We start from the raw sequence: 23,970 nt of genomic DNA on the forward strand, positions 1-23,970 counted from the left end.
CATTATGGTTATGTTGCTGCGGTCCAACGACGGACGGAGCGCTGCGCCACACGCTGCACCTTCAAGGGCACCGTTCGGCGAAAACCATTTCTTTTCTGGAGGAACATTGAAGAATTACCCGCGCAGCTTTAAGCGCAACGCAGGCGTCTCCGCCGCCATGCTCGGCGTGTCAGCTCTCCTGCTTTCCGGCTGCGGTGCTGCACCGGAAGAGGAAGAAGGCGGCTCCGAGGCAGCCAACAGCGACTTCACCGGCTGCATTGTTTCCGACGCCGGTGGCTGGGATGACCGCTCCTTCAACCAGTCCAGCTACGAAGGCCTGATGGCGGCGAAGGATTCCCTGGGCATCGAGACCCGCGACGCTGAGTCCCAGGCGCCCACCGACTTCACGAACAACGTTGACAGCATGGTCCAGGCCGGCTGCGACCTGACCGTGACCGTCGGCTTCCTGCTCTCCGACGCCACGAAGGCCGCTGCCGAAGCGAACCCCGACGTGAACTTCGCGATCGTCGATGACAACGCCATCGAGCTCGACAACGTCAAGCCGATCATCTACGACACGGCCCAGGCAGCTTTCCTTGCCGGCTACGTCGCTGCAGGCTCCTCCGAGACCGGCACCGTCGCTACCTACGGCGGCATGAACATCCCCACCGTCACCATCTTCATGGAGGGCTTCGCCCAGGGCGTTGAGTACTTCAACAAGGAGAACGGCAAGGACGTCAAGCTCCTCGGAGCTGACTCCTTCGTCGACAGCTTCGACAACCGTGCCGCAGGCAAGACCCTGACGCAGAACTTCATCAACGAAGGCGCCGACGTCATCATGCCCGTCGCCGGTCCGGTGGGCCTGGGCACCATGGAAGCCGTGGTCGAGGCCAACGAAGGCGGCAAGAACGTCCGCGCGGTCTGGGTTGACTCCGACGGATATGAGACCGCGGAAATCGGTCAGGAATTCATCCTGACCTCGGTCATGAAGCTGATGGGCGACGCAGTCGAGGACGTCATCACCGAGTCCACCGAAGACAACTTCAGCGCCGAGCCGTACGTGGGCACCCTGGAGAACGGCGGCGTCGACCTGGCACCGTTCCACGACCAGGAAGCCAACGTCCCCGAAGAGGTCAAGTCCGCGGTCGAGGACCTGAAGGCCAAGATCATCTCCGGTGAGATCAAGATCGAATCCGAGTCCAGCCCGCAGCAGTAACAGCGGACCGAACTGCCCTCAGACAACCGCCATGCCCCGCAGTTGCGACTGCCGGACATGGCGGTTTGTCTGTGCCGGACAGCCCTACCTCCCACACAGCACTTTTTAGAACAGATTGGTTGGGGTTTTGTGAAACTCGAGCTTCAAGGCATCACCAAGCGATTCGGTTCGCTGGTAGCCAATGACCACATCGACCTCGTGGTCGAGCCGGGGCAGGTACATAGCCTGCTCGGCGAGAACGGCGCCGGTAAATCGACGTTGATGAATGTCCTCTACGGCCTCTACGAGCCGACCGAGGGACAGATCCTCATCGACGGGCGACCGGTAACCTTCAGCGGCCCCTCGGATGCCATGGCCGCCGGCATCGGCATGGTGCACCAGCACTTCATGCTCGTACCGGTCTTTACCGTGGCCGAGAACGTGGCCCTGGGAAACGAAAAAACCCGGTTCGCCGGAATGCTGAACCTGGACGAAACCCGCCGCCGTATCCGGGAAATCTCGGACCAGTACGGGTTCGACGTCGACCCCGATGCCCTCGTGGAGGACCTGCCCGTCGGCGTCCAGCAGCGCGTGGAAATCATCAAGGCGCTGATCCGGGACGCTGAAGTCCTGATCCTCGACGAACCGACCGCCGTCCTTACCCCGCGCGAAACGGACGAACTGCTGGGCATCATGCGCCAGCTCACCAGTGACGGCAAGGGCGTCGTCTTCATCTCGCACAAGCTCCGCGAGGTCAAGGCCGTCTCCGACGTCATCACGGTAATCCGCCGCGGCAAGGTAGTCGGCTCCGCAGAACCCAGCGCCGGCACTACGGAACTTGCAGCACTGATGGTGGGCCGCTCGGTCAGCCTGAGCCTGGACAAGGCTCCGGCCGTCCCGGGCGAGGAGACCTTCCGGGTGGAGAACCTCACGGTTGTCTCCGCGGGCGGCCAGCCGGTGGTTAACGGCCTGAGCTTCGGCATTGCCAAGGGCGAAATCCTTGCCGTTGCCGGTGTGCAGGGCAACGGCCAGACCGAGCTCACCGAAGCGGTCATGGGCCTGCAGGAACACGTGACCGGCTCCATCAAGCTGGACGGACGGGAACTCGTGGGCATGAAGACCCACAAGATCATCGACGCCGGTGTCGGCTTCGTCCCCGAGGACCGCAACGTGGACGGACTGGTCGGCACCTTCTCGGTTGCCGAAAACCTGGTCCTCAACCGCTATGACGAGCCGCCGTTTGCGCGCGGCCTGTCGATGAAGCCAGCGGTGGTCGGCGCCAACGCCGAGGAAAAGATCACCGAGTTCGATATCCGTACCCAGACTGCTGCCACCCCGGCGGGCACGCTGTCCGGCGGCAACCAGCAGAAGGTGGTTATGGCCAGGGAACTGTCCCGGCCGCTCTCACTGTTCATCGCCAGCCAGCCCACCCGCGGGGTGGACGTTGGTTCAATCGAATTCCTGCACCGGCGGATCATCGCCGAACGGGAAGCCGGCACGCCGGTGATGATCGTGTCCACCGAACTGGACGAGGTCCTGGAGCTCGGTGACCGCATTGCCGTGCTGTACGGCGGCCGCCTGATGGGCATTGTGCCCGGCGGCACATCGCGGAATGTGCTGGGCCTGATGATGGCCGGCATGACCGCCGACGAGGCGCTGGCCCGAGAGGCCGCGCCCGAGGAAACACCAATTATTGAGGGAGGGGCGCAGTGAGCCCGGAAAAGTCCACCACTGGTGGGCCAGCACCAGACCGCAAGATTTCGGCTGCCGACGAGGCACGCCTCGAAGTAGCTGCGGAGACGGCCGGAGGCCAGCTGGCGCCGCCCGCCGCCGCCGTCGGCAGCACCATCCTGCCGGAGCTGGACGCCCGTCGCGGCGTCCTCGAGCGGATCGTGACCGGAAACGGGCTGGTGTCCGTCCTCGCCGTCCTGATGGCCCTGGTTGTGGGCGGGGTGCTGATCGCCCTGACCAACGAGGAAGCCACCGAGGCAGCCGGCTACCTGTTCAACCGTCCCGGCGATTTCTTCGCCGCGGCCTGGGACGCGGCGGCCGGAGCGTACTACTCGCTCTTCCAGGGGTCGATCATCAACCTGGAGGCTGAGTCCTTCACCCGTGCGATCTACCCCCTCACCCAGACGCTGACCACCGCCACCCCGCTGATCTGCGCCGGCCTCGGCGTCGCGCTGGCGTTCCGTGCCGGCCTGTTCAACATCGGTGCGCAGGGCCAGATCATCATCGGCGCCACACTGGCGGCGTGGGTCGGGTTCACCTGGCAGCTGCCCGCAGGGCTGCACATCCTCCTGGTGATCATCGCCGGCCTGCTCGGCGGAGCCATCTGGGGCGGCATTGCAGGCCTGCTGAAGGCCCGCACGGGTGCCCACGAGGTGATCGTGACCATCATGCTCAACTACGTGGCCATCCAGCTGGTGGCATTCCTGCTCACCACTCCCGGTTTCCAGCGGGAGGGCAGCAACAACCCGATCAGCCCGCTGCTGGTTGACAGTGCCATGTTCCCCAAGCTGTTCGGCGCTGACTTCCGCCTGCACTGGGGCTTCATCCTGGCGATTGCGGCCACGGTCTTCGTATGGTGGCTGCTCAACCGCTCCACCATCGGGTTCGAACTGCGTGCCGTGGGCGCCAACCCCGACGCCGCCCGAAACGCCGGCATCAGCACCACGAAGGGCTACGTGGTGGTTATGCTCATCGCCGGCGCCCTGTCCGGCCTCGCCGGCGTGTCCCAGGTCTCCGGAACCGAGCGCGTGCTGACCACTGACGTGGCTGCCAGCTTCGGCTTTGACGCCATCACGGTGGCGCTGCTGGGCCGTTCGACGCCGTGGGGAACCTTCGCTGCCGGCCTGCTCTTCGGCGCCTTCCGCGCCGGAGGTGTCGCCATGCAGACCAACACCGGTACCAGCATCGACATTGTCCTGGTGGTCCAGTCCCTGATCGTGCTGTTCATCGCGGCCCCGCCGCTGGTGCGTTCGCTGTTCAGGATCCCGCCGCCCGGAGCCTTCCGCTCCGCCCGCAAGCCCGCCGCAAGTGCCGGAGGAGCAGCATGAGCACCGCAACCACCACCACCCCCGCGCTGAACCCGGCGCCCGCCACACTTGTGCGCAGCTGGAAAACACCCATCCTGCTGGGCGTGCTCGCCCTGTTGTCCCTGGTGTTCTTCGCCTTCGGGGCCCCGGCCACCGACGTCACCTTCCGACTGACCGACCCCGGGGCGGCCATCACGCTGCCGGACCTGGTGTTCTCCGCCAAGGCTTTCGGCTGGGCAGGCGCAATCGTGCTCGTCCTGGCCGCTGCCTGGGCCTTCGTCCTCGTCCGGTCGGGGCGGCGCCTGCCGCTCTGGCTCCCGGTGATTTTCGGCGTCGTGTTCGTGGCGGCGTTCCTCTCCTGGTCCGTCGGCAGTGCAGGCACCCCCAACATCGCCCTCTACGGACTCCTTGCCGGCAGCATCACCCTGGCCGTGCCGCTGATCTTCGGTTCGCTCTCGGGCGTCCTGTGTGAGCGCGTCGGCGTGGTCAACATCGCCATCGAGGGCCAGCTCCTCTTCGGCGCCTTTGCCGCCGCAGTGGCCGGCACTGTCTCCGGCAGCGCCTTCGTCGGTCTGCTGGCAGCAGCCGTTGCCGGTGTGCTCGTCTCCCTGGTGCTGGCAGTCTTCAGCATCAAGTACGTGGTCAACCAGGTCATCGTGGGCGTCGTGCTGAACGTGCTCGTGTCCGGCCTCACCGGTTTCCTCTTCTCCACCGTGCTCAGCGCGAACCCGTCGGAACTGAACTCGGCGCCGCGCCTGCCGAACATCCGGATCCCGTTCCTGGCAGACATCCCGATCATCGGACCGATCCTGTTCGACCAGTCGCTGATCGGCTACCTGATGTACTTCGCTGTTGCCGCGGTCTACTTCGGGCTGTTCCACACCCGTTGGGGCCTGCGTACCCGTGCAGTCGGAGAACATCCCAAGGCGGCCGACACCCTGGGCGTCAACGTCAACCGGACCCGGTTCACCAACGTGCTGCTCGCCGGCGCGGTGGCCGGCGTCGGCGGGTCGTTCTTCACCCTCGTATCGGTCTCCAGCTTCGGCCAGGACATGACCGGCGGCCAGGGCTACATTGCCCTCGCGGCCCTCATCCTGGGCCGTTGGAACCCGCTCGGTGCCGCAGCCGCGGCCCTGCTGTTCGGCTTTGCCACGAACCTGCAGTACGTCCTGGGCCTGCTGGGTACCCCGGTGCCCAGCCAGTTCCTGTCGATGCTGCCCTACGTAGTGACGATCTTCGCGGTGGCCGGCGTCGTGGGCAAGTCCCGCGGACCGGCTGCCAGCGGCGTGCCCTACATCAAGGGATAGCTCTCAGGGGGACCTGCTGCCGGGAAGCCGGCGGCAGGTCCCTCTTGGTTTCCGGTCCGACCGGACCGGAAACCCAATTGGAAGGAAGACATGACACAGACGACCCCCGGCCAGGTGGACTGGGACCAGCTCCTGGAAACCGCACGCGCGGCCCTGGCCCACGCCTACGTGCCCTACTCGAAGTATCCGGTGGGTGCCGCGGCGCTTACCGACGACGGCCGGATCGTTTCCGGCTGCAACATCGAAAACGCCTCCTACGGGCTGACTCTGTGCGCAGAATGTTCAATGATCAGCCAGCTGCGCATGACCGGCGGCGGCCGCTTGGCCGCCTTCGCCTGCGTGGACGGCTCCGGCAATGTCCTCATGCCGTGTGGCCGCTGCCGGCAGTTGCTCTACGAATTCCGGGCACCGGGCATGCAGTTGATGACAGTAAGCGGGATCAAAAGCATGGACGAAGTCCTGCCGGATGCTTTTGGACCGCAGCACCTCGAAGGGCAGGACAAATAAACATGAGCGCTGAAAAGTTCGACGCCGTAGACATCATCGGAATCAAGCGGGACCGGGGCACCCTGAGCCCGGAACAGATTGACTGGACCATCGACGCGTACACCCGCGGAGCAATCGCGGACGAACAGATGGCCGCGCTGAACATGGCCATCCTGCTCAACGGCATGAGCCGGGCGGAAATCTCCCGGTGGACCACCGCCATGATCAATTCGGGGGAGCGGATGGACTTCTCCTCCCTCGGAAAACCCACTTCGGACAAGCACTCCACCGGCGGTGTGGGGGACAAGATCACCCTCCCGCTGGCACCCCTGGTGGCTGTTTTCGGTGTTGCCGTCCCGCAGCTCTCCGGCCGCGGGCTGGGCCACACCGGCGGCACCCTGGACAAGCTCGAAGCCATCCCCGGGTGGCAGGCCGCCCTGACCAACGACGCCCTGATGGCCCAGCTGCGCGACGTCGGCGCTGTCATCTGTGCAGCGGGTGCCGGACTGGCTCCGGCCGACAAGAAGCTGTACTCGCTGCGCGACGTCACGGGAACCGTGGAAGCCATCCCGCTGATCGCTTCCTCGATCATGAGCAAGAAGATCGCCGAAGGCACGGGTTCGCTGGTGCTCGACGTCAAGGTCGGAAGCGGCGCATTCATGAAGACCGAAGCCCGCGCCCGTGAACTGGCCGAGACCATGGTGGCCCTGGGCAAGGACGCCGGCGTAAACACGGTGGCCCTGCTGACCGACATGTCCACGCCGCTGGGCCTGACGGCCGGCAACGCCATCGAGGTGCAGGAGTCCGTGGACGTCCTTGCCGGCGGCGGCCCCGAGGACGTCGTGGAACTCACCCTGGCCCTGGCCCGGGAGATGCTCACGGCTGCCGGGCAGCCCGATGCCGACCCGGAAGCAGCACTGAAGGACGGCCGTGCCATGGACGTCTGGCGCCGGATGATCTCCGCGCAGGGCGGCGATCCGAATGCTGCGCTTCCGGTGGCCCGCGAATCCGAAACCATCTACGCGCCCGCCGACGGTGTGCTGGTGGAACTCGATGCCCTCTCCGTAGGCGTTGCAGCTTGGCGCCTTGGTGCCGGGCGTGCCCGCAAGGAAGACGCGGTCCAGGCCGGTGCCGGCGTCGTTATGCATGCCAAGCCGGGCGCCGTCGTCCGGGCCGGTGAGCCGCTGATGACGCTGCTGACCGACACCCCCGAAAAGTTCGACCGGGCGCGCGAAGCACTGGCCGACGCCGTCGTCGTTGCCCCCGAGGGGTCGCGTCCGGCCCGGAAGCTGATCATCGACCGGATCAGCTAGGGGGTTCGGGGCCCTCGTTGCTTCCGGGGCCCTGGGGTGCCGGGGCCGGGGTGCCTGGGGGTGCCGGGCCCTGCGGGCCCTACAGGCCCCGGAACGGCGGCAACGAAATTTCCGTGCTCGCAGAGCTCGCAGGAAATATTAAAGCCGCCTTCCTCCGGGGCCCTCCGCGGCCCTTCGGGTCCGGCGCGCCGGTCCAGCCCCGCGCCCGCCCTCCGCAGACCGGAGGGACCGGGTCCCTCAGGTGGCGGGGTGCTCTACGCCCGCCCTCCACGTCCCTCCGGGGCGGGTGAAGGAGGGCGCGTCGCCCGGAAGGTTCGCCGCAGGCAGCTGTATCTGCGTGGCATGCTTGTAAAGGACCTAGGTAGCTTATTTCAAGGAGCGGCAGCTGTTGGACGTTCTCAGTGCCACAGTGGACGGCATAAACAACTTCATCCTCTCCACAGCGGGTTCGCCGTGGGTCTACATCGGGCTCCTGGCCTGCTGCCTGATCGACGGCTTCTTCCCGCCGGTGCCCAGCGAGTCACTGGTGGTCGCGCTGGCATCGCTGGCGCTCAGCGGCGCCGGCGTGAATATCTGGCTGATCATTCCCGCAGCAGCACTGGGAGCGTTCCTTGGCGACAACCTTGCCTATCTCCTGGGCCGCTGGATCGGGACCGAAAGGTTCCGCTGGATGCGCACGCCGAAGATGCGCCGTTCCTTCACATGGGCACGCCATGAACTCGACAAACGCTCCATGTCGCTGATCCTCGTGGCCCGGTTCATCCCGGTTGGCCGCGTGGTAGTAAACCTCACCGCAGGCGCGACAGGATTCCCCCGACGCCGGTTCATCTCACTGACCGCGATCTCCGGGATTGTCTGGGCGGCCTACAGTGTGGCCATCGGCGCGATAGCCGGTGCCTGGTTCAACGAGCACCACCTGCTCGGCGTGGCGGTGGGTGTCACCGGTGCCCTTGTCCTGGGCCTGGTCATCGACCGCATCATCACCATGGTCCGGGGCTCCGCAGCGGAGACGACACAAGCGGCAGCGGACGACATGCCGAACGCCGATGACGACGAGAGCACGCAGAAGGCCGCCTGAAACACCGTAGAGTTGCCGTGTGACTGAGCCTACAAACCTCCCCGAATCCTCTTCCCTCGACGTGCGCAGCCTGCCGAAGGTATCGCTGCACGATCACCTTGACGGAGGCCTCCGTCCGGCCACCATCATTGAGCTGGCCGCCGCCGTCGGCCATACCCTGCCGAGCACCGACCCCGCCGCACTGGGGGAGTGGTTCCGCGATTCGGCGGACTCCGGATCCCTGGAGCGCTACCTCGAAACCTTCGACCACACCATCGCCGTCATGCAGACGCGCGAGGGCCTGGTGCGGGTGGCCCGCGAATTCGTCGAAGACCTCGCAGCTGACGGAGTGGTCTACGCGGAAGTCCGCTGGGCGCCGGAACAGCATGTGCAGGCAGGGTTGAGCCTGGACGAAGCCGTCGAAGCGGTGCAGGCCGGCATCGAAGAAGGCGTTGCGAACGCGGAAGCCGCCGGCAGCTTCATCCAAGTGGGCCAGCTGATCAGCGCCATGCGGCACGCGGACCGTGCGATGGAAATTGCCGAGCTGGCCGTGCGGCACCGCGACTCCGGCGCCGTGGGCTTCGATATCGCCGGTGCCGAAGACGGCTTCCCGGCTTCGCGGTTTAAAGACGCCTTCACCTACCTGGCCGAAAACCAGTTCCCGGCCACGGTGCACGCCGGAGAAGCAGCCGGCATCGAGAGCATCGTGGATGCCCTGGTACATGGCCGGGCACTGCGGCTGGGTCACGGCGTGCGGATTGCCGAGGACATCGACGTCGAATTCGAGGACAACGGCACGCCGGACGAACCCGAAGTGGGCATCGTGAGCATGGGCCGGGTGGCCAACTGGGTCCGCGACCGCGGTATTGCCCTGGAGGTGTGCCCGTCCTCGAACCTGCAGACCGGTGCCGTTGCCTCCTTCGGCGAGGACATCGAAACCCACCCGATCGACCTGCTCTACCAGACGGGATTCGCCGTCACCGTCAACACGGACAACCGGCTGATGAGCTCGGTGACGCTCACCGGCGAGTTCGAGCTCCTGATGGACACCTTCGACTACGACCTCGACGATGTCCTGGAACTGACGATGAACGCCGTCAACGCGGCGTTCCTGCCGCTGGACGAGCGTGCCGCGCTTTCGGCCTACGTCACCGAGGGATTCAACCGCGCCCGTGGCTGAAATCCCCCTTCCCGATGACCTCGGCGAGCGGTTTACCCGCCTCGCCGAGGTCATCGGTGCCCTCCGGGAACGTTGCCCCTGGACCGGGGCCTTGACCCACGAATCCCTGCTCGAGTACCTCGTGGAGGAAACGTACGAGCTCGTTGAAGCGGTGGAAGGCGGAACATCCGGTCCCGGGCGCGCCGCGGAACTACGCGGCGAACTCGGCGACGTGCTGCTGCAGGTGATGCTCCATGCCCGCCTGCAGCAGGAATCCGGCAGCTTTTCCGTTGCAGACGTGATCGATTCCCTCACCGCCAAGATGATCCGCCGCAACCCGCATGTCTTCCGCCCCGACGGCAGCCTCCGGGAAGAGCGCGGGGACTCCGGTATTGCGGCAATTGAACAGGCATGGGACGAGGCGAAGAAAGCCGAGACGCCCTCCCGGACCTCGCCGTTCGAAGGAATTCCGGCCGGCCTGCCGGCGCTGCTCCTGGCCGCAAAGACCCTCTCCCGGGCACGCCGTGCCGGACGCCGGGAGCCACCGGAGCCAGCCTCCACTGTGGAGTTTTCCGATGAAAACGAGCTCGGTGACGTGTTGTTTTCGCTCGTCGGCCGCGCCTCGGAGCAGGGGCTTGACGCCGAAACGGCCCTGCGGGCAGCGGTCCGCCGGTACACAGCCGAAGACGCAGGCACCTGATTCCGGCGGTGCCGGCCTGTGCCGAAGAGATCCCCAATGTCCGTGATTCAGCTCACCGGACCTTACTCGGAGCCGTGATTCTATTAGGCTAAGAGGCAGACACTGTGACTTGCTGCCCACGCAGCAACGCGGTTTTCTCCCCAATCGTTCCAATGAACAGGAGCAATTCAATGGCCATCATCGATGCCATCCATGCCCGCGAGATTCTTGATTCCCGCGGCAACCCCACCATCGAGGTGGAGGTGCTGCTCGACGACGACACCTTCGGCCGCGCGGCTGTTCCCTCCGGCGCCTCCACCGGCGCTTTCGAAGCCAACGAACGCCGTGACGGTGAGAAGAACCGCTACCAGGGCAAGGGCGTACTGCAGGCCGTTGAAGCCGTGATCGAACAGATCCAGCCGGCACTGCTCGGGTTCGACGCCGCCGACCAGCGTGCCATCGACCAGGCCATGATTGACCTGGACGGCACCGAGAACAAGTCCGGCCTGGGCGCCAACGCCATCCTCGGCGTTTCCCTCGCCGTGGCCCGTGCCGCCGCCGAATCCGCTGCACTGCCGCTGTACCGCTACCTCGGCGGTCCCAACGCGCACATCCTGCCCGTGCCGCTCATGAACATCCTGAACGGCGGATCGCACGCCGATTCCGACGTCGACATCCAGGAATTCATGATTGTTCCCCTGGGCGCCCAGACCTACTCCGAGGGCCTGCGCTGGGGCGTTGAGGTCTACCACAACCTCAAGTCCGTGCTGAAGGAAAAGAACCTCTCCACCGGTCTTGGCGATGAAGGCGGCTTCGCTCCGAACCTGCCCTCCAACCGTGCCGCCCTGGACCTGATCATCGAAGCCATCGAGCGTGCCGGCTACGTACCGGGCAACGACATTGCCCTGGCACTGGACGTGGCAGCCTCCGAATTCTTCAAGGACGGCTCGTACGTCTTCGAGGGGCAGAACCGGACCGCGGCGGAAATGTCCGCCTACTACGAAGAACTGGTCCGCGACTACCCGCTGGTCTCCATCGAGGATCCGCTGGACGAGGAGGACTGGGACGGCTGGAAGACCCTGACCGCGTCCATCGGCGACAAGGTGCAGATTGTGGGCGATGACCTCTTCGTCACCAACCCGTCACGGCTGGAAACCGGTATCCGGAACAACGCCGCCAACTCGCTGCTGGTGAAGGTCAACCAGATCGGCACCCTGTCCGAAACCCTGGACGCCATCACCATGGCCCAGCGCGCCGGTTACACCACCATCACGTCCCACCGCTCGGGTGAGACCGAAGACACCACGATCGCCGACATCTGCGTTGCCACCAACGCCGGCCAGATCAAGACCGGCGCTCCGGCCCGTTCCGAGCGCGTGGCCAAGTACAACCAGCTGCTGCGCATCGAAGAGGAGCTGGACGACGCCGCACGCTACGCAGGGCGCAGCGCCTTCCCGCGCTTCAACAACGCCAAGTAGCCGTACCGCCGCAGCGGATGCCGGCCCGATTCCGGGACCGTAGGCGTTGCGGAACAGGCTCCAAACACCGCGGGTGGGTAACCTCATAGGAGGGAACCCGCCCGCGGTTGTGTTTAACCGCCTTCCCCGCCTTTTTGACAGCACCGATTTAGACAGGAAGCGCATGCCAACCCGACGCCCCAAGGTGCCCCGGCCCGCGGCCCCAGCGAACCCGGACAGGGTAAAAGCCAGCGGAGGCAACGCGTCGAAACCGGTGACGGCGAAGCCGGCCGCCTCGAAGACGGCGGCGCCCAGGGCTGCGGCGCCCAGGGCTGCAGCGAAGACGGCGGCCCCCAGGGCTGCAGCGCCCAAGGCTGCGGCCCCGAAGGCTGCAGCGCCCAAGGCTGCAGCTAAGAAATCACCGGCCCCCAAAGCCGAGGCAAAGCAGCCGGCGGCCCGGAAAACCGAAGCTTCGAAGGCCGGCGCCCAGCCGGGGAACCAGCGCTTCGGGAAGCTGTCGGCATCGGACGCCCGCGCAGCAGTGCGCTCCCAGCTTTCCGGCGCGATCCGCCGCAAGTCCGATCCGGCACCCGAATCCAAAGCCCCCGCAGCTGTGCCGGAGGTGGAAGCTCCCGATGAGCTGCGTCCCGTACCTGCAAAGGCATTCTCCGGACGGTTGCTGGTCCTGGCCATGGTGATGGTGGCCATCACCGTCCTGCTGGCACCGTCGGTTCGGACGTACCTCCAGCAGCGCTCGGAGATCGCCGTGATGAAGACGGAGATTGCCGAGGCCCAAGCAACACAGGCCGAATTGGAAGTCCAGCTGGGCCGCTGGGAAGACCCTGCCTACATCAAGCAGCAAGCGCGGGACCGCATTTTCCTGGTGATGCCGGGGGAGAAACGGTACCTGGTCAAGGGTGAAAACGGTGTGGAGCAGGCAGAGGAGCTTGCTGCCGAAGAAGAGCCCGAAGACCTGCAGTGGGTCGATTCGCTGTGGGACTCGGTCAAGAAATCCGCCACGGCACAGTAATCTGGAGGCTGATAGAAGAAGCAGCCCGGGGCCCTCGCCGGCCCCCACGGAAGGAACCTCCTGCATGACCCAGGACCAGCTCGCCCCCACCCAGGAAGACCTGGAAACCCTGAGCCGGCAGCTTGGCCGCCCGGTGCGCGACGTCGTCGAAATCGGCGCACGCTGCGTCTGCGGCAACCCTCTGGTAGCCACCACGGCCCCCCGGCTGAGCAACGGCATACCTTTCCCCACCACGTATTACCTGACGCACCCGGTCATCACAGCTGCCGTATCCCGGCTGGAAGCCGCCGGCCTGATGACCGATATGAGCCGCAGGCTGGAGGAAGACCCGGAGCTGGCGCGGCGGTACCGCAGCGCCCATGAACACTACCTCCGGGTCCGTGACGAGATCGGGGAGCGCACCGGAACCGGTCCGGTACCGGAAATCGACGGTGTCTCCGCCGGCGGGATGCCCAACCGCGTGAAGTGCCTGCACGTGCTGGTGGGCCATTCCCTGGCGGCCGGTCCCGGGGTTAATCCGCTGGGCGACGAAGCGCTGGCCGCTATTGAACAGTGGTGGACAACCGACCGCTGCTACTGCGAAGGTGCTTGGGACACTGCAGCTCCCGCTCCCGCGCGTGACCTCAGCCGCCACACGAAGACGCAGGGCCTCAGCCCGGAAGAGCTCGAGAGCAAGAAGGCCGCACGCCGGCAGGCAACGGATGCCGCAATGAACGAGGGGGAACTGTGACAGGCCAGGAAGATCACCGCGCGGAAAGCGTGCGGGTTGCAGCCATCGACTGCGGCACCAACTCCATCCGGCTCCTCATCGCGGACATCAGCCGGGACGAGCGCGGCGCAGCCCGGCTCACCGACGTCGTACGCCTGATGCGGGTGAACCGGCTGGGACAGGGAGTGGATGCCACCGGACGGCTGGCCCCGGAAGCGCTGGAACGCACCTTTGCCGCGGCTGATGAGTATGCCGCCCTGATCCGCGAGCACGGCGCGTCCCGCGTCCGGTTCGTTGCCACCTCCGCCAGCCGTGACGCCGAAAACCGGCAGGAATTCGTAGACGGAATCCGCGAACGCCTTGGCGTGGAACCCGAAGTGATCAGCGGAGACGAGGAGGCGGCGCTTTCCTTCGCCGGTGCGGCAAGCGTCTTCGCCGACGGCAACGGCGCCAAGACACTCGTGGTGGACCTGGGCGGCGGCAGTACCGAGTTCGTCCTCGGTGACGGCACCGGCGTCCTGGCGGCGAAAAGCACCAATATGGGCTGCGTGCGCTTTACCGAACGGTACCTCCTGTCGGATCCACCCACCGAAGCGGAAATCGCGTCCGCACGCACCGAGATCCTGGACATGATTGCTTCCGCGCTGGTCACCGTGCCGCTGGCCGAAGCCGATCGGCTGGTGGGGGTGGCCGGGACGATCACCACCGTCACCGCTGCAGCCCTGGGCCTGGCGGAGTACTCTCCCGAGGCCATTCACGGGGCCGAGCTGAGCCGGGAACGGATTGACGAGACGGCCGACTCCCTGCTGCGGCAGGACCGTGCCGGGCGGGCAGCATTGCCGTACATGCATCCGGGCCGCGTGGACGTTATCGGGGCCGGAGCGCTGATCTGGCGCACCATCGTGGACCGCATCGACGAACTGACCGACGGCCGCGTGGCCACGGCGTTCGCCAGCGAACACGACATCCTTGACGGCATTGCGCTGAGCGCGTGAGGGCAACGGGAACCGCCCCAGGCCGCCGCCGGGGAGGCGCAGCACGCCTGAGGGCCGCTGCCGCAGCGCTCTGCACAGCAGTGGCGCTGCCGCTTCTGGCACCTGCTCCGGCGCAGGCCGATGAATGGCGGGACAAACAGTACTGGCTTACCGACTACGGTGTGACCGAGGCCTGGAAGACCACCAAGGGCGCAGGCGTGAAGGTGGCCGTGATCGATACCGGCGTCGATGCCACTCACCCCGACCTTGCCGGCGCCGTCGCCGGAGGGTTCGATGTATCAGGAGCAGGCGACCCGCAGGGCGCCAAGGGCCTGGGCAGCACACCCGAGCACGGAACGCTGGTGGCGACCCTGCTGGCGGGCCGGGGGCACGAGAAACCCCAGGAGGACAAGGAAGCCAGCGAAGGGGAGAAGAAGGAGGGCGAGGACAAGGACAAGGACAAGCCCGCCGACCGCCCCGACGGCATTATCGGCGTTGCCCCGGAGGCAGAGATCCTCGCCGTTTCCACCTGGATCGGCGGAACAAATCCCGGCGGAGTTCCGATTGACACGCAGATCCCCGCCGCCGTCCGCTGGGCCGTGGACAACGGCGCCAAGGTCATCAACATGTCCCTTGGCAGTACCTCGACAGCTTGGCCCGAGAGCTGGGATGACGCGTTCCTCTACGCCGAACAGAACGACGTGGTGGTGGTCGCAGCCGCCGGCAACCGCGGTGGGGGCATGACCCAGGTGGGAGCACCCGCCACCATTCCGGGCGTACTTACCGTGGCCGGCCTGAACCGGCAGGGCGAGGCCAGCCTGGACTCGTCCTCCGAAGGCATCAGCATTGGTGTTGCCGCTCCTGCCGAAGACCTGATCGGGGGGATGCCCGGGAACACATCCCGGTATGCGACATGGGAAGGCACCTCCGGGGCGGCGCCGCTGGTTTCCGGCGTCGCTGCACTGATCCGTGCTGCCCACCCGGAAATGAGCGCGGCGGATGTGATCAACCGGATTGTCAGCACCGCGCGGGACGCCGGGGACCCCGGTACGGACACTATCTACGGTTACGGAATCCTGGACGCCAACGCCGCAGTGAACGCCGACGTTCCCTCGGTCACCAGCAACCCGCTGGGAACCATTGCCGAGTGGATCCGCGTGCACCGGCGGGTGGCGGAGGAGGCGCCCGGCGCCGCGGACATTCCCGCCCCCACGGTCCCGGACCTGCCGGAGCCGGCGGTCCCGGTGGCGCAGGAGCCGGTTGCCGCGGACGGCAACCTTCCCGCCGTCGTCGTACTCGGATTCGGCGGGCTCCTGGTGGCCCTCCTGGTGGCCGGCACAGTGCATGTGACCCATGTTCGACGCCGGGGCAAGGCAGCCGGCGGGACCCGGAACACCGAAGCGGACTCCCTGGACGAGGCCGGGATCCGATAGCGAAAGGCCCGGTTCCCGGTTTGTCAATTGGTTCGTGAAGACTTTCACAAACTCAGGTAGGATTAGGGCATGGCATCGAACAAGCAGTTTTCTGATCGTCCCCGCGTTCTGGTGGTCGGCGGTGGTTACGTCGGTCTGTACGTAGCCAAAGACCTCCAGAAGAAGGTAAAGGAACAGGGAGGGATTGTTACGGTAGTGGATCCGCTGCCGTACATGACCTACCAGCCTTTCCTTCCCGAGGTTGCCGCAGGCACCATTGAAGCCCGCGACGCCGTTGTGTCCCACCGCATGCACCTGAAGAACACCGAGCTGATCAACGGCAAGGTGACTTCCATCAACCACGCCGCCCGCACCGCGACCATTGAGCCGGGCGACGGCAGCGAGCCGTTCGACCTGCCCTACCAGGACGTTGTCCTGGCCGCCGGTTCGATCACCCGCACCTTCCCGATCCCGGGCCTCGCCGAGGCCGGCATCGGCATGAAGAGCATCGAAGAAGCCATGGCCACCCGCAACCACGTGCTTGAGCGCATTGAAACCGCATCGCTCATGCCCGCGGGCCCGGAGCGCGAACGCGCCCTGACCTTCGTCGTCGTCGGCGGCGGCTTTGCCGGCATCGAAACCCTGACCGAGCTCGAAGACATGGCCCGCGACGCGGTCCGCATCAATGACCGGCTTCGCCGCGAAGACCTCCGCTTCGTCCTGATCGAGGCCATGGGCCGGGTCATGCCCGAGGTCAAGCCTGACCAGGCCGAGTGGGTTGTCTCGAGCATGCGTGAGCGCGGCATCGAGGTCCTGCTGAACACCTCGCTGGCGTCCGCAGAAGGCGGCGTCCTCAAGCTGATCAACATGGCGGACAAGTCCCCGGCGGGCGAGTTCGGTGCTGACACGCTGATCTGGACTGCCGGTGTGCAGGCGAACCCGATGGTCCGCGCCACCGACTTCCCGATCGACGAGCGCGGCCGTGTCCGCGCCAACGCCGAACTGCGCATCACCGGCGACGACGGCCCCATCGACGGTGCCTGGGCTGCCGGCGACGTCTCCGCCGTTCCGGATCTCTCCGGCGGCGGTGTAGGCGGCTTCTGCGTCCCGAACGCACAGCACGCCGTCCGCCAGGCAAAGCTGCTGGCCAAGAACATCATGGCTGCCCGCTACGGCGTCGGCACCGTGGAAGAGTACAACCACAAGAGCCTCGGCGCTGTGGCCGGCCTCGGCCAGTACAAGGGTGTCGCCAACATCATGGGCTTCGGCCTGAAGGGCTTCCCGGCCTGGCTGGCACACCGCGGTTACCACGGCTTGGCCATGCCGATGTTCGAGCGCAAGTTCCGCGTCATCTCGGGCTGGCTGCTGAACGTGAGCTACGGCCGCGACCTGACGTCGCTGCGCAACCTGGAAGACCCGCGCCGCGGCTTCGAGGAAGCAGCAACGCCGGCTAAAAAGCCGGCCGTGAAGGCCTAGTCTTCCGCATTCGTTCTTAGACGACGGCGGCCCTCCAGCAGGAGGGCCGCCGTTGTTGTGTTTCCTGCGGTCCGCGCGTGTCCAGTAGGCTTGGAAGGCAATCGCAGAGCCCCAGTAGCCCAATTGGCAGAGGCAACGGACTTAAAATCCGCGTGTTGTCGGTTCGAGTCCGACCTGGGGTACCCCGACCGACTAGCCGCGCGAGCGGTTGCGGTGGCGCAGCAGCAGTCCGCCGGCGAGCAGTCCGAGGATGACGACGGCCGCGATCGCCGGGAGCGCCAGATCCGAGGCGGTCCGTTCCTCCCCAACCTCGTCCGTGGCGGACGGCGAGGGGCTGGCGGTCCGGCTGGGACTCGGCGACGGCGTGCCGGCGGAAGAGTTCCCTCGGGCTCCGCCTCCGGTTGTTCCACCCGTACTGCCGGTGGTAGCCGGGGAGGGCGGCAGAGTGGACGGTGTGGCTTCCGGTGTGGGCTCCGCGGGCTGGGCTGGTGCCGCCGGAACCGGAACGGCGGGAACCGCCTCGGAGTAGTTGCCGGTGGACGGATCGTAGTTGCTTTCGCCCGGGTTGTAGGACGGTGCCGGCACCGCGGGGCTGTAGGTGCTGACGACGCACGTCTCGACCCCGTCGACGACGGCGGAAAGGTAGCCCGGCGCGCACTCCAGGGCCTGTGCCGGAGCAGCTGGCCCCATCAGGAGCAGGGCAGCGATCGGAAATGCGGAAGCGGCAGTGGACAGGCGTGGAACGTGCATTGTTTCCCCCAAGATAACGGTTCTACGGCCATCGTATAGGTCGAACAGGCACTTCCCGGCAAGGGCGCCAATGTTGGAATGTGACGAGCGTTACAAGGCTGTAACCGGAGCCTCTTATATTCGTCACAATGTTCCATTAGCTTTTCTTCTAATCAGGAACACCTGGTAATTGCGTCAAAGGCACCCGCCTTTCGATCGGGGAGAAACTTTTATGACTGCACTACGCACTGCCAGCGGTCTTGGCCAGGGCACGGGATACGCCCGCACCGCCAAGATCGCCGCCCTTGGACTGGGGCTTGCACTGTTCGCCAGCGGCTGCAGCAGCAGCAGCGGGGAATCGTCCGCTGAAGAAACATCCGCAGAGACCGAAACCGCCGCTGCCTCAGTCCTGTCCTGCCCGGAAAGCCAGGGGGGAACGGGGGAGGACCCGGGCGCCAAGGGCGATCCCGCAGCAGTGCCCGCCTCCACCGGCACCACGGACGTACCGCTTAAGATCGGCACGCTGCTGCCCACCACCGGTTCGCTGGCCTACCTCGGCCCGCCGGAAATCGCCGGCACCAACCTGGCAGTCGAGGAAATCAATGCGGCCGGCGGCGTCCTCGGCAAGGACATCGAAATTGTCCACCGCGATTCCGGCGACACCACCACGGATATCGCCACCCAGTCGGTAAACGACCTGCTCAGCCAGGGCGTCAGCGCCATTGTCGGTGCAGCGTCCTCGGGCGTCTCCAAAACGGTGATCGGCAACATCACCGGCGCCGGCGTTATCCAGTTCTCCCCGGCCAACACCTCACCGGACTTCACCACGTGGGATGACAACGGACTGTACTGGCGGACCGCTCCCTCGGATCTCCTGCAGGGACGCATCCTGGGCAATTACATCATGTCCTGCGGCGCCCAGACCGTGGGCATGATCGTGCTTAACGACGCTTACGGCACGGGGCTGCAGAGCAATGTGAAGACCTCGGTTGAATCCGCCGGCGGCCAGGTGGTGGCCGAGGAGATGTTCAATGAGGGCGACTCCCAGTTCAGCAGCCAGGTGGACTCCGTTGTGGCAGCAAAGCCCGACGCCATCGTGGTGATCAGCTTCGACCAGGCCAAGAGCATCGTGCCGCTGCTGACGGCCAAGGGTGTCGACTCCAGCCAGTTGTTCTTTGTGGACGGCAATACGTCGGACTACAGCAAGGACCTGGACGCCGGAACCCTTGAAGGGGCGCAGGGAACCATTCCCGGAACCTTCGCATCGGAAAACTTCAAGGAGTCCCTGCTTGCAGTCGATCCGGCCCTGAAGGACTGGTCCTACGCGGGTGAAAGCTATGACGCCGTCACCCTCTTGGCGCTGGCCGCCGAGGCCGCGGGCAGCACCGATGGCAAGGCCATAGCCGCCCAGCTGGAGAGCGTGTCCGGCGAGGGCGAGAAATGCTACGACTTTGCCGGCTGCGTGACCATCCTGCGCGGCGGCGGAGACATCGATTATGACGGCTACTCCGGACCGATCACGTTCGATGAGAACGGAGACCCGACGGAAGCCTTCATCGGTATCTACCAGTACGACGCTGACAACGTGCCGCAGCCGAGCCGCTCCGAAGCGGGCAAACTGTAACTGAAGCAGAACAGCAAGGAAGAAGCCCCCGCCGGTTCCGGCGGGGGCTTCTTCCTTGCTTCTGACTGTCCTTGGCGGCGCCTCGCCGAGCGTTGCCCGGCCCGGGGCTAGGCCGTGTCTGCCAGGGTGCCCAGATAGAGCTGGATGACCTTCGGATCCTTCATGAGTTCGCGCCCGGTACCGGTGTAGGCGTCCCGGCCCTGGTCCAGCACGTACGCCCGGTCACAGATCTGCAGGCAGCGGCGGGCGTTCTGTTCCACCATGATCACGGAGACCCCTGCCCGGTTGATCTCATGCACCCGCAGGAACGCCTCGTCCTGTTTGACGGGGGAGAGCCCGGCGGAGGGTTCGTCCAGCAGCAGCACTGCGGGATCCATCATCAGGGCACGGCCCATGGCGACCATCTGGCGTTCACCGCCGGACAGGGAACCCGCCCGCTGGGCCCGGCGCTTGGCCAGTTCGGGGAACACTCCGGCCACGAAATCGAAGCGTTCCCGAAAGGTCCTGGGCGCCTGGTAGACACCCATCTGCAGGTTCTCCTCGATGGTCAGGGAGGGGAAGACGTTGTTGTTCTGCGGGACGAACCCCACACCCCGGCTGACGAGCTTGTTGGCCTTGAGCCCGGTGAGGTCCTGGCCGCGGACCACCACGGTCCCGGAATGCACCTTGACCAGGCCGAACATCGCCTTGAGCAGGGTGGACTTGCCGGCGCCGTTGGGTCCGATGATCCCGATCAGCTCTCCCCGGCGGGCTTCGATGCTGCAGCCGTTGAGGATATTCACCCCGGGGATGTACCCCGCCACGAGGTCGGTCACCTTGACAACCGAGTCGCCGTCAAATGCCTCCGCGCTCATGCCTGGTCCTTCCGTTCGTCGTGGTGCCGGGCCGATGCCCCGGCAGGTTGGATGGCGGGTTCGGTTCCCACCGATGACTCGGCGTCGTGCTCCAGCTCCGCCTCCAGTTTTTCGAAACCCTCCGAATCGGCGAGGTCCACGTCATGATGGGCGCCCAGGTATGCGTCGATCACGGCTTGGTCCTTCATGACCTCGGAAGGCGGCCCCTCGGCCACCACCTTGCCTTCGGCCATGACCACCACCCAGTCGGCAATATGGCGGACCATGTGCATGTCGTGCTCAACGAACAGGACGGTCATGCCCTCGGCCTTTAGGTTCTTGATGTGATCCAGCAGGGACTGGGTCAGCGCCGGGTTCACGCCCGCCATGGGCTCATCCAGCATGACCAGTTTGGGGCGGACCATCAGGGCGCGGGCCATCTCCAGCAGCTTGCGCTGGCCGCCGGAGAGGGACGCTGCATAGTCGCCCCGCTTGGTGTCCAGCTTGAACTTGGCCAGCAGGACGTCGGCCTGTTCGGTAATCTCCTTTTCCCGCTGGCGCCACAGCGGAGGCAGGAGCGCCCGCCTGAGGGATTCCCCCGGCTGTGCGGTGGCACCCAGGCGCATGTTCTCCAAGACGGTCAGTTTGCCCATGACCTTGGTCAGCTGGAAGGTGCGGACCATGCCAAGGCGTGCCACCTTGTAGGCGGAGACCCCGGCCAGGTCTTTGCCCTCGAACTGCCACGTGCCTGACTGGGGCGTGTCGAAGCCGGTCAGCAGGTTGAACAGAGTCGTTTTCCCGGCACCGTTGGGACCGATCAGTGCGGTGATTTTATGCCGCGGAATCTCCACATGCTCCACATCCACGGCGTTGATTCCGCCGTAGGTCCGGGTGACGTTTTCCGCGACCAGGATCGGATCCCGCTTGGCGCAGCCCGGGCCGATCTCACCTTGCGCGATGGGACGGGTGTCGTCCATGTATTCGTTGTCTGCGGCCGCCCGAGGCTCGTCTGCTTGGTGGCTCATGCGAACGACAGCTCCTTCTTGTTGCCCAGGATGCCCTGGGGCCGGAAGATCATCAGCAGCATCAGGGCTACGCCTACAAGGATGTAGCGGATCTGGCCTGCCTGGGTAGTGGTGATGAACGTGATGTACCCGGATTCAATGGCGCCGTAAAGCACACCTTGCGTGACGGAGAGGATGGCCCAGAAGATCATCGACCCCAGGACCGGGCCCAGCACGGTGGACATTCCGCCCAGGAGCAGGGCCGTGTAGAGGTAGAACGTCAGCTCGGTCCCGTAGTTTGCCGGCTGCACGGCGTCCCGGGGGAGGGTGAAGATGATTCCGGCCAGCGAGCCCAGGAGGCCGCCGATGACCAGCGCCTGCATTTTGTAGGCGTACACGTTCTTGCCCAGGGCACGGACGGCATTCTCGTCCTCCCTGATGCCCTTGAGTACGCGGCCCCAGGGACTGCGGATCAGCATCCACACCAGGAGGCAGGCGAGGGCCACCAGGAGCCAGGCCACCAGGCGGATCCAGAGGTCCCGCTCATTCATGGAGACGGGGCCGAGACTGTAGGAGCCGGCCGGAATCGGGTTGAGGGCGTAGAAGCTGCCGGTAAACGCGGCGAGGCCGTTGGCGGATCCGGTCACCGGTGTCATGGAGTTGGTGGTGACGACGTACCGGATGATCTCGGCGGCGGCAATGGTAACGATGGCAAGGTAGTCCGCACGGAGGCGAAGCGTGGGTATGCCCAGGATGACGGCAAACACCGCGGATGCCAGCAGCGCGATCAGCAGCGCCAGCGGCAGGGGGGCATTAAAGGACAGGATAGGGATGGCGAAACCGTACGCACCGACGGCCATGAAGCCGGCCTGGCCGAAGTTCAGCAGGCCGGTGTAGCCGAAGTGCACGGCCAGCCCGAGGGCGGCCAGTGCATACGCGGCCGTGGTGGGGCTGATGATTTCGGTGAAGGCACCGAGAAGAATATTGGCGAAATCCATCTGTAACTAAGCCCCTAACCTATGCGCTCGCGGCGGCCGAGGAGTCCCTGCGGCCGGACCAGCAGGACAAGAATCATGATGACCAGGGCGCCGACGTATTTCAGGTCCGCCTCCAGCCAGAGGGTGGAAATCTCGACGAAGAGACCCACAAGGACGGAACCGACCAGCGCCCCGAATACCGTGCCGAGGCCGCCGAGGGTCACTCCGGCGAAGATCAGCAGCAGGATCTGCTGGCCCATGTTGAAGGAAACGCCCGGACGGTAGTACGCCCAGAGGATGCCGCCCATGGCGGCAAGGGCTCCGCCGATGACCCAGACGAGCCGGATGACCCGGTCCACGTCAATGCCCGACGCCGCGGCCAGGGCGGGGTTGTCCGCCACTGCCCGGGTGGCCTTGCCGATCCGGGTGCGCAGCAGCAGGAGCGCGACCACCAGGATGACGGCCAGGCTGACGATCAGGGACACCAGGGTATTCCGGGGGATGGAGACGGGGCCGAGTTCCAATATCGGGCTCTGGGAGCCCGGCAGCTGCTGGGTGCCGCCGCCAAAGAAGAACAGCACGGTGTAGCGGACCGCCACGGCCAGGCCGATGCTGACGATCATCATGGGCACCAAACCGGTGCCGCGGCGGCGCAGCGGTTTCCAGATCCCGGCGTCCTGCACGTAGCCAAAGGCCGCACCGCCCACTACCGCCAGTGGAAGAGCGGCCCAGAGCGGCATGCCCAGAGAGGCGAAGGCGAAGGCCAGGACGGCGCCCAGGGTCACCATCTCGCCATGGGCGAAGTTGGTCAGGCCGGTGGTGCCGAAGATCAGCGAGAGGCCGACGGCGCTCAGCGCCAGCAGGAGCCCGAAGCTCAGGCCCGCCACGGCACGCTCGAGAAGCAGGGATCCGAAGCTTTCCTCCTGCAGCACAATGCCTTCACCCAGCAGGAACAGCGTGGTGATGTTGGTGGTGTTGGCGAAGGTCACGGTGCGCGGGTTCTGCTGGCCTTCCGCCAGGGCGACGCCCTCCGGAAGCGTTGATTCGTCCAGCTCCACTTCATACGCGCCCTGCTGCGGGACGCCGATGGACCAGGAGCCGTTTGCCCCGGTGACGGCTTCGCCCTCGTATCCGTTGCCGTTCGCGGTGATTTTCACCCCCTCGAGCGGAGTGCCCGCATTCTTGATGACGCCGCTGATCCGGTCGCGGTAGTCCGCCCCGGAGGCAGGACTGGTGGCTGATGGCGAGGCATCAGACGTTGCAGTTGTTGCAGACGCGGCTGGAGCCGCGAGCAGCAGGGCAGCAAACATTGCCGCCACGGCCGCCAGCATCCCCAGATAACGGGTCAGCGCCGATGTTCTTACCAAGTTTTGAAACCTCCACGCAGGGCTGCGGAACCGAGGGAACGGCGCGCAGGCGGGCAGATGTGACACAGGTCACCGATTGGAGAACATGCTACCCACAGAATGTTTCAGGCAATGACCTTTCTCCCGGCGTGCATGTCGCAATCGAGTAACGACTCCGTTGCGGCA

Annotated in this window: 21 protein-coding genes and 1 tRNA gene; 17 read left to right on the plus strand and 5 right to left on the minus strand. The window is 65.8% G+C overall.

What is annotated here, in order from left to right; genetic code table 11:
* Positions 1–106 precede the first annotated feature (106 nt).
* The 16 genes from N2L00_RS04045 (at position 107) to N2L00_RS04120 (ending at position 17,453) form a co-directional block, all read left to right on the plus strand.
* Positions 107–1,195 carry a BMP family protein gene (locus N2L00_RS04045; RefSeq protein ID WP_370647059.1) on the plus strand — a complete coding sequence of 363 codons (1,089 nt, stop codon included), beginning with the start codon at positions 107–109 and terminating at the stop codon, positions 1,193–1,195.
* A gap of 129 nt (positions 1,196–1,324) precedes the next feature.
* Entirely contained in the window at positions 1,325–2,887 is a 1,563-nt protein-coding gene (locus tag N2L00_RS04050; RefSeq protein WP_255863480.1) for an ABC transporter ATP-binding protein, read from the plus strand.
* Positions 2,884–4,233, plus strand: coding sequence for an ABC transporter permease (locus N2L00_RS04055; RefSeq protein ID WP_374676619.1), 1,350 nt, complete (start codon positions 2,884–2,886; stop codon positions 4,231–4,233). The genes N2L00_RS04050 and N2L00_RS04055 overlap by 4 nt, the downstream gene beginning before the upstream one ends.
* The gene (locus N2L00_RS04060) at positions 4,230–5,519 is read left to right on the plus strand and encodes an ABC transporter permease (RefSeq protein WP_255863479.1); all 1,290 of its coding nucleotides are present in this window, start codon (positions 4,230–4,232) and stop codon (positions 5,517–5,519) included. Before N2L00_RS04055 ends, N2L00_RS04060 begins: the two co-directional genes overlap by 4 nt.
* Before the next feature lie 90 nt (positions 5,520–5,609).
* Entirely contained in the window at positions 5,610–6,026 is a 417-nt protein-coding gene (locus N2L00_RS04065) for a cytidine deaminase (protein WP_255766950.1), read from the plus strand.
* A gap of 2 nt (positions 6,027–6,028) precedes the next feature.
* Positions 6,029–7,318 carry a thymidine phosphorylase gene (locus N2L00_RS04070; protein WP_255863478.1) on the plus strand — a complete coding sequence of 430 codons (1,290 nt, stop codon included), beginning with the start codon at positions 6,029–6,031 and terminating at the stop codon, positions 7,316–7,318.
* Between the two features lie 409 nt (positions 7,319–7,727).
* Complete coding sequence (locus tag N2L00_RS04075; RefSeq protein ID WP_255863576.1) at positions 7,728–8,396, plus strand: DedA family protein; 669 nt, start codon at positions 7,728–7,730, stop codon at positions 8,394–8,396.
* Between the two features lie 19 nt (positions 8,397–8,415).
* Positions 8,416–9,555, plus strand: coding sequence for an adenosine deaminase (locus N2L00_RS04080; protein WP_255863477.1), 1,140 nt, complete (start codon positions 8,416–8,418; stop codon positions 9,553–9,555).
* Positions 9,548–10,234 (plus strand): MazG nucleotide pyrophosphohydrolase domain-containing protein, encoded by a 687-nt coding sequence (locus N2L00_RS04085; RefSeq protein ID WP_308219749.1) that lies wholly within the window; start codon positions 9,548–9,550, stop codon positions 10,232–10,234. Before N2L00_RS04080 ends, N2L00_RS04085 begins: the two co-directional genes overlap by 8 nt.
* A gap of 170 nt (positions 10,235–10,404) precedes the next feature.
* Positions 10,405–11,691: a phosphopyruvate hydratase gene (gene eno / locus N2L00_RS04090; RefSeq protein ID WP_255766953.1), complete on the plus strand. Its 1,287-nt coding sequence runs from the start codon at positions 10,405–10,407 to the stop codon at positions 11,689–11,691.
* A 163-nt stretch (positions 11,692–11,854) separates the two neighbouring features.
* Entirely contained in the window at positions 11,855–12,700 is an 846-nt protein-coding gene (locus N2L00_RS04095; protein WP_255863476.1) for a septum formation initiator family protein, read from the plus strand.
* 64 nt (positions 12,701–12,764) lie between these two features.
* Positions 12,765–13,430 carry a DUF501 domain-containing protein gene (locus N2L00_RS04100; RefSeq protein WP_255863475.1) on the plus strand — a complete coding sequence of 222 codons (666 nt, stop codon included), beginning with the start codon at positions 12,765–12,767 and terminating at the stop codon, positions 13,428–13,430.
* Entirely contained in the window at positions 13,427–14,404 is a 978-nt protein-coding gene (locus N2L00_RS04105) for a Ppx/GppA phosphatase family protein (RefSeq protein WP_255863474.1), read from the plus strand. The genes N2L00_RS04100 and N2L00_RS04105 overlap by 4 nt, the downstream gene beginning before the upstream one ends.
* Positions 14,405–14,484: 80 nt before the next feature.
* Positions 14,485–15,816: a S8 family serine peptidase gene (locus tag N2L00_RS04110; RefSeq protein ID WP_260554473.1), complete on the plus strand. Its 1,332-nt coding sequence runs from the start codon at positions 14,485–14,487 to the stop codon at positions 15,814–15,816.
* A 69-nt stretch (positions 15,817–15,885) separates the two neighbouring features.
* A complete protein-coding gene (locus tag N2L00_RS04115; RefSeq protein ID WP_227924237.1) occupies positions 15,886–17,271 on the plus strand; it encodes an NAD(P)/FAD-dependent oxidoreductase in 1,386 nt (461 codons plus the stop codon).
* Positions 17,272–17,379: 108 nt separating this feature from the next.
* Positions 17,380–17,453 (plus strand) — tRNA-Leu (locus N2L00_RS04120).
* A gap of 10 nt (positions 17,454–17,463) precedes the next feature.
* Here the strand turns inward: N2L00_RS04120 and N2L00_RS04125 are convergent.
* Complete coding sequence (locus N2L00_RS04125) at positions 17,464–18,021, minus strand: hypothetical protein (RefSeq protein ID WP_255863473.1); 558 nt, start codon at positions 18,019–18,021, stop codon at positions 17,464–17,466.
* Positions 18,022–18,232: 211 nt separating this feature from the next.
* Between N2L00_RS04125 and N2L00_RS04130 the strand changes: the two genes are divergently transcribed.
* Positions 18,233–19,624, plus strand: coding sequence for an ABC transporter substrate-binding protein (locus N2L00_RS04130; protein WP_255863472.1), 1,392 nt, complete (start codon positions 18,233–18,235; stop codon positions 19,622–19,624).
* A gap of 107 nt (positions 19,625–19,731) precedes the next feature.
* On the opposite strand, the gene N2L00_RS04135 is transcribed toward N2L00_RS04130, so the two are convergent.
* The 4 genes from N2L00_RS04135 to N2L00_RS04150 are packed head-to-tail and all read right to left on the minus strand — an operon-like array spanning position 19,732 to position 23,769.
* Positions 19,732–20,478, minus strand: a complete 747-nt coding sequence (locus N2L00_RS04135; protein ID WP_255766958.1) for an ABC transporter ATP-binding protein — start codon at positions 20,476–20,478, stop codon at positions 19,732–19,734.
* Positions 20,475–21,482: an ABC transporter ATP-binding protein gene (locus tag N2L00_RS04140; protein WP_255863471.1), complete on the minus strand. Its 1,008-nt coding sequence runs from the start codon at positions 21,480–21,482 to the stop codon at positions 20,475–20,477. Before N2L00_RS04140 ends, N2L00_RS04135 begins: the two co-directional genes overlap by 4 nt.
* Positions 21,479–22,459 carry a branched-chain amino acid ABC transporter permease gene (locus tag N2L00_RS04145; protein ID WP_255766960.1) on the minus strand — a complete coding sequence of 327 codons (981 nt, stop codon included), beginning with the start codon at positions 22,457–22,459 and terminating at the stop codon, positions 21,479–21,481. The genes N2L00_RS04140 and N2L00_RS04145 overlap by 4 nt, the downstream gene beginning before the upstream one ends.
* A gap of 14 nt (positions 22,460–22,473) precedes the next feature.
* Positions 22,474–23,769 carry a branched-chain amino acid ABC transporter permease gene (locus N2L00_RS04150; protein ID WP_255863573.1) on the minus strand — a complete coding sequence of 432 codons (1,296 nt, stop codon included), beginning with the start codon at positions 23,767–23,769 and terminating at the stop codon, positions 22,474–22,476.
* Between the last annotated feature and the right edge of the window lie 201 nt (positions 23,770–23,970).

It is taken from the genome of Arthrobacter sp. zg-Y1171 (assembly GCF_025244845.1).
GTDB lineage: Bacteria > Actinomycetota > Actinomycetes > Actinomycetales > Micrococcaceae > Arthrobacter_B.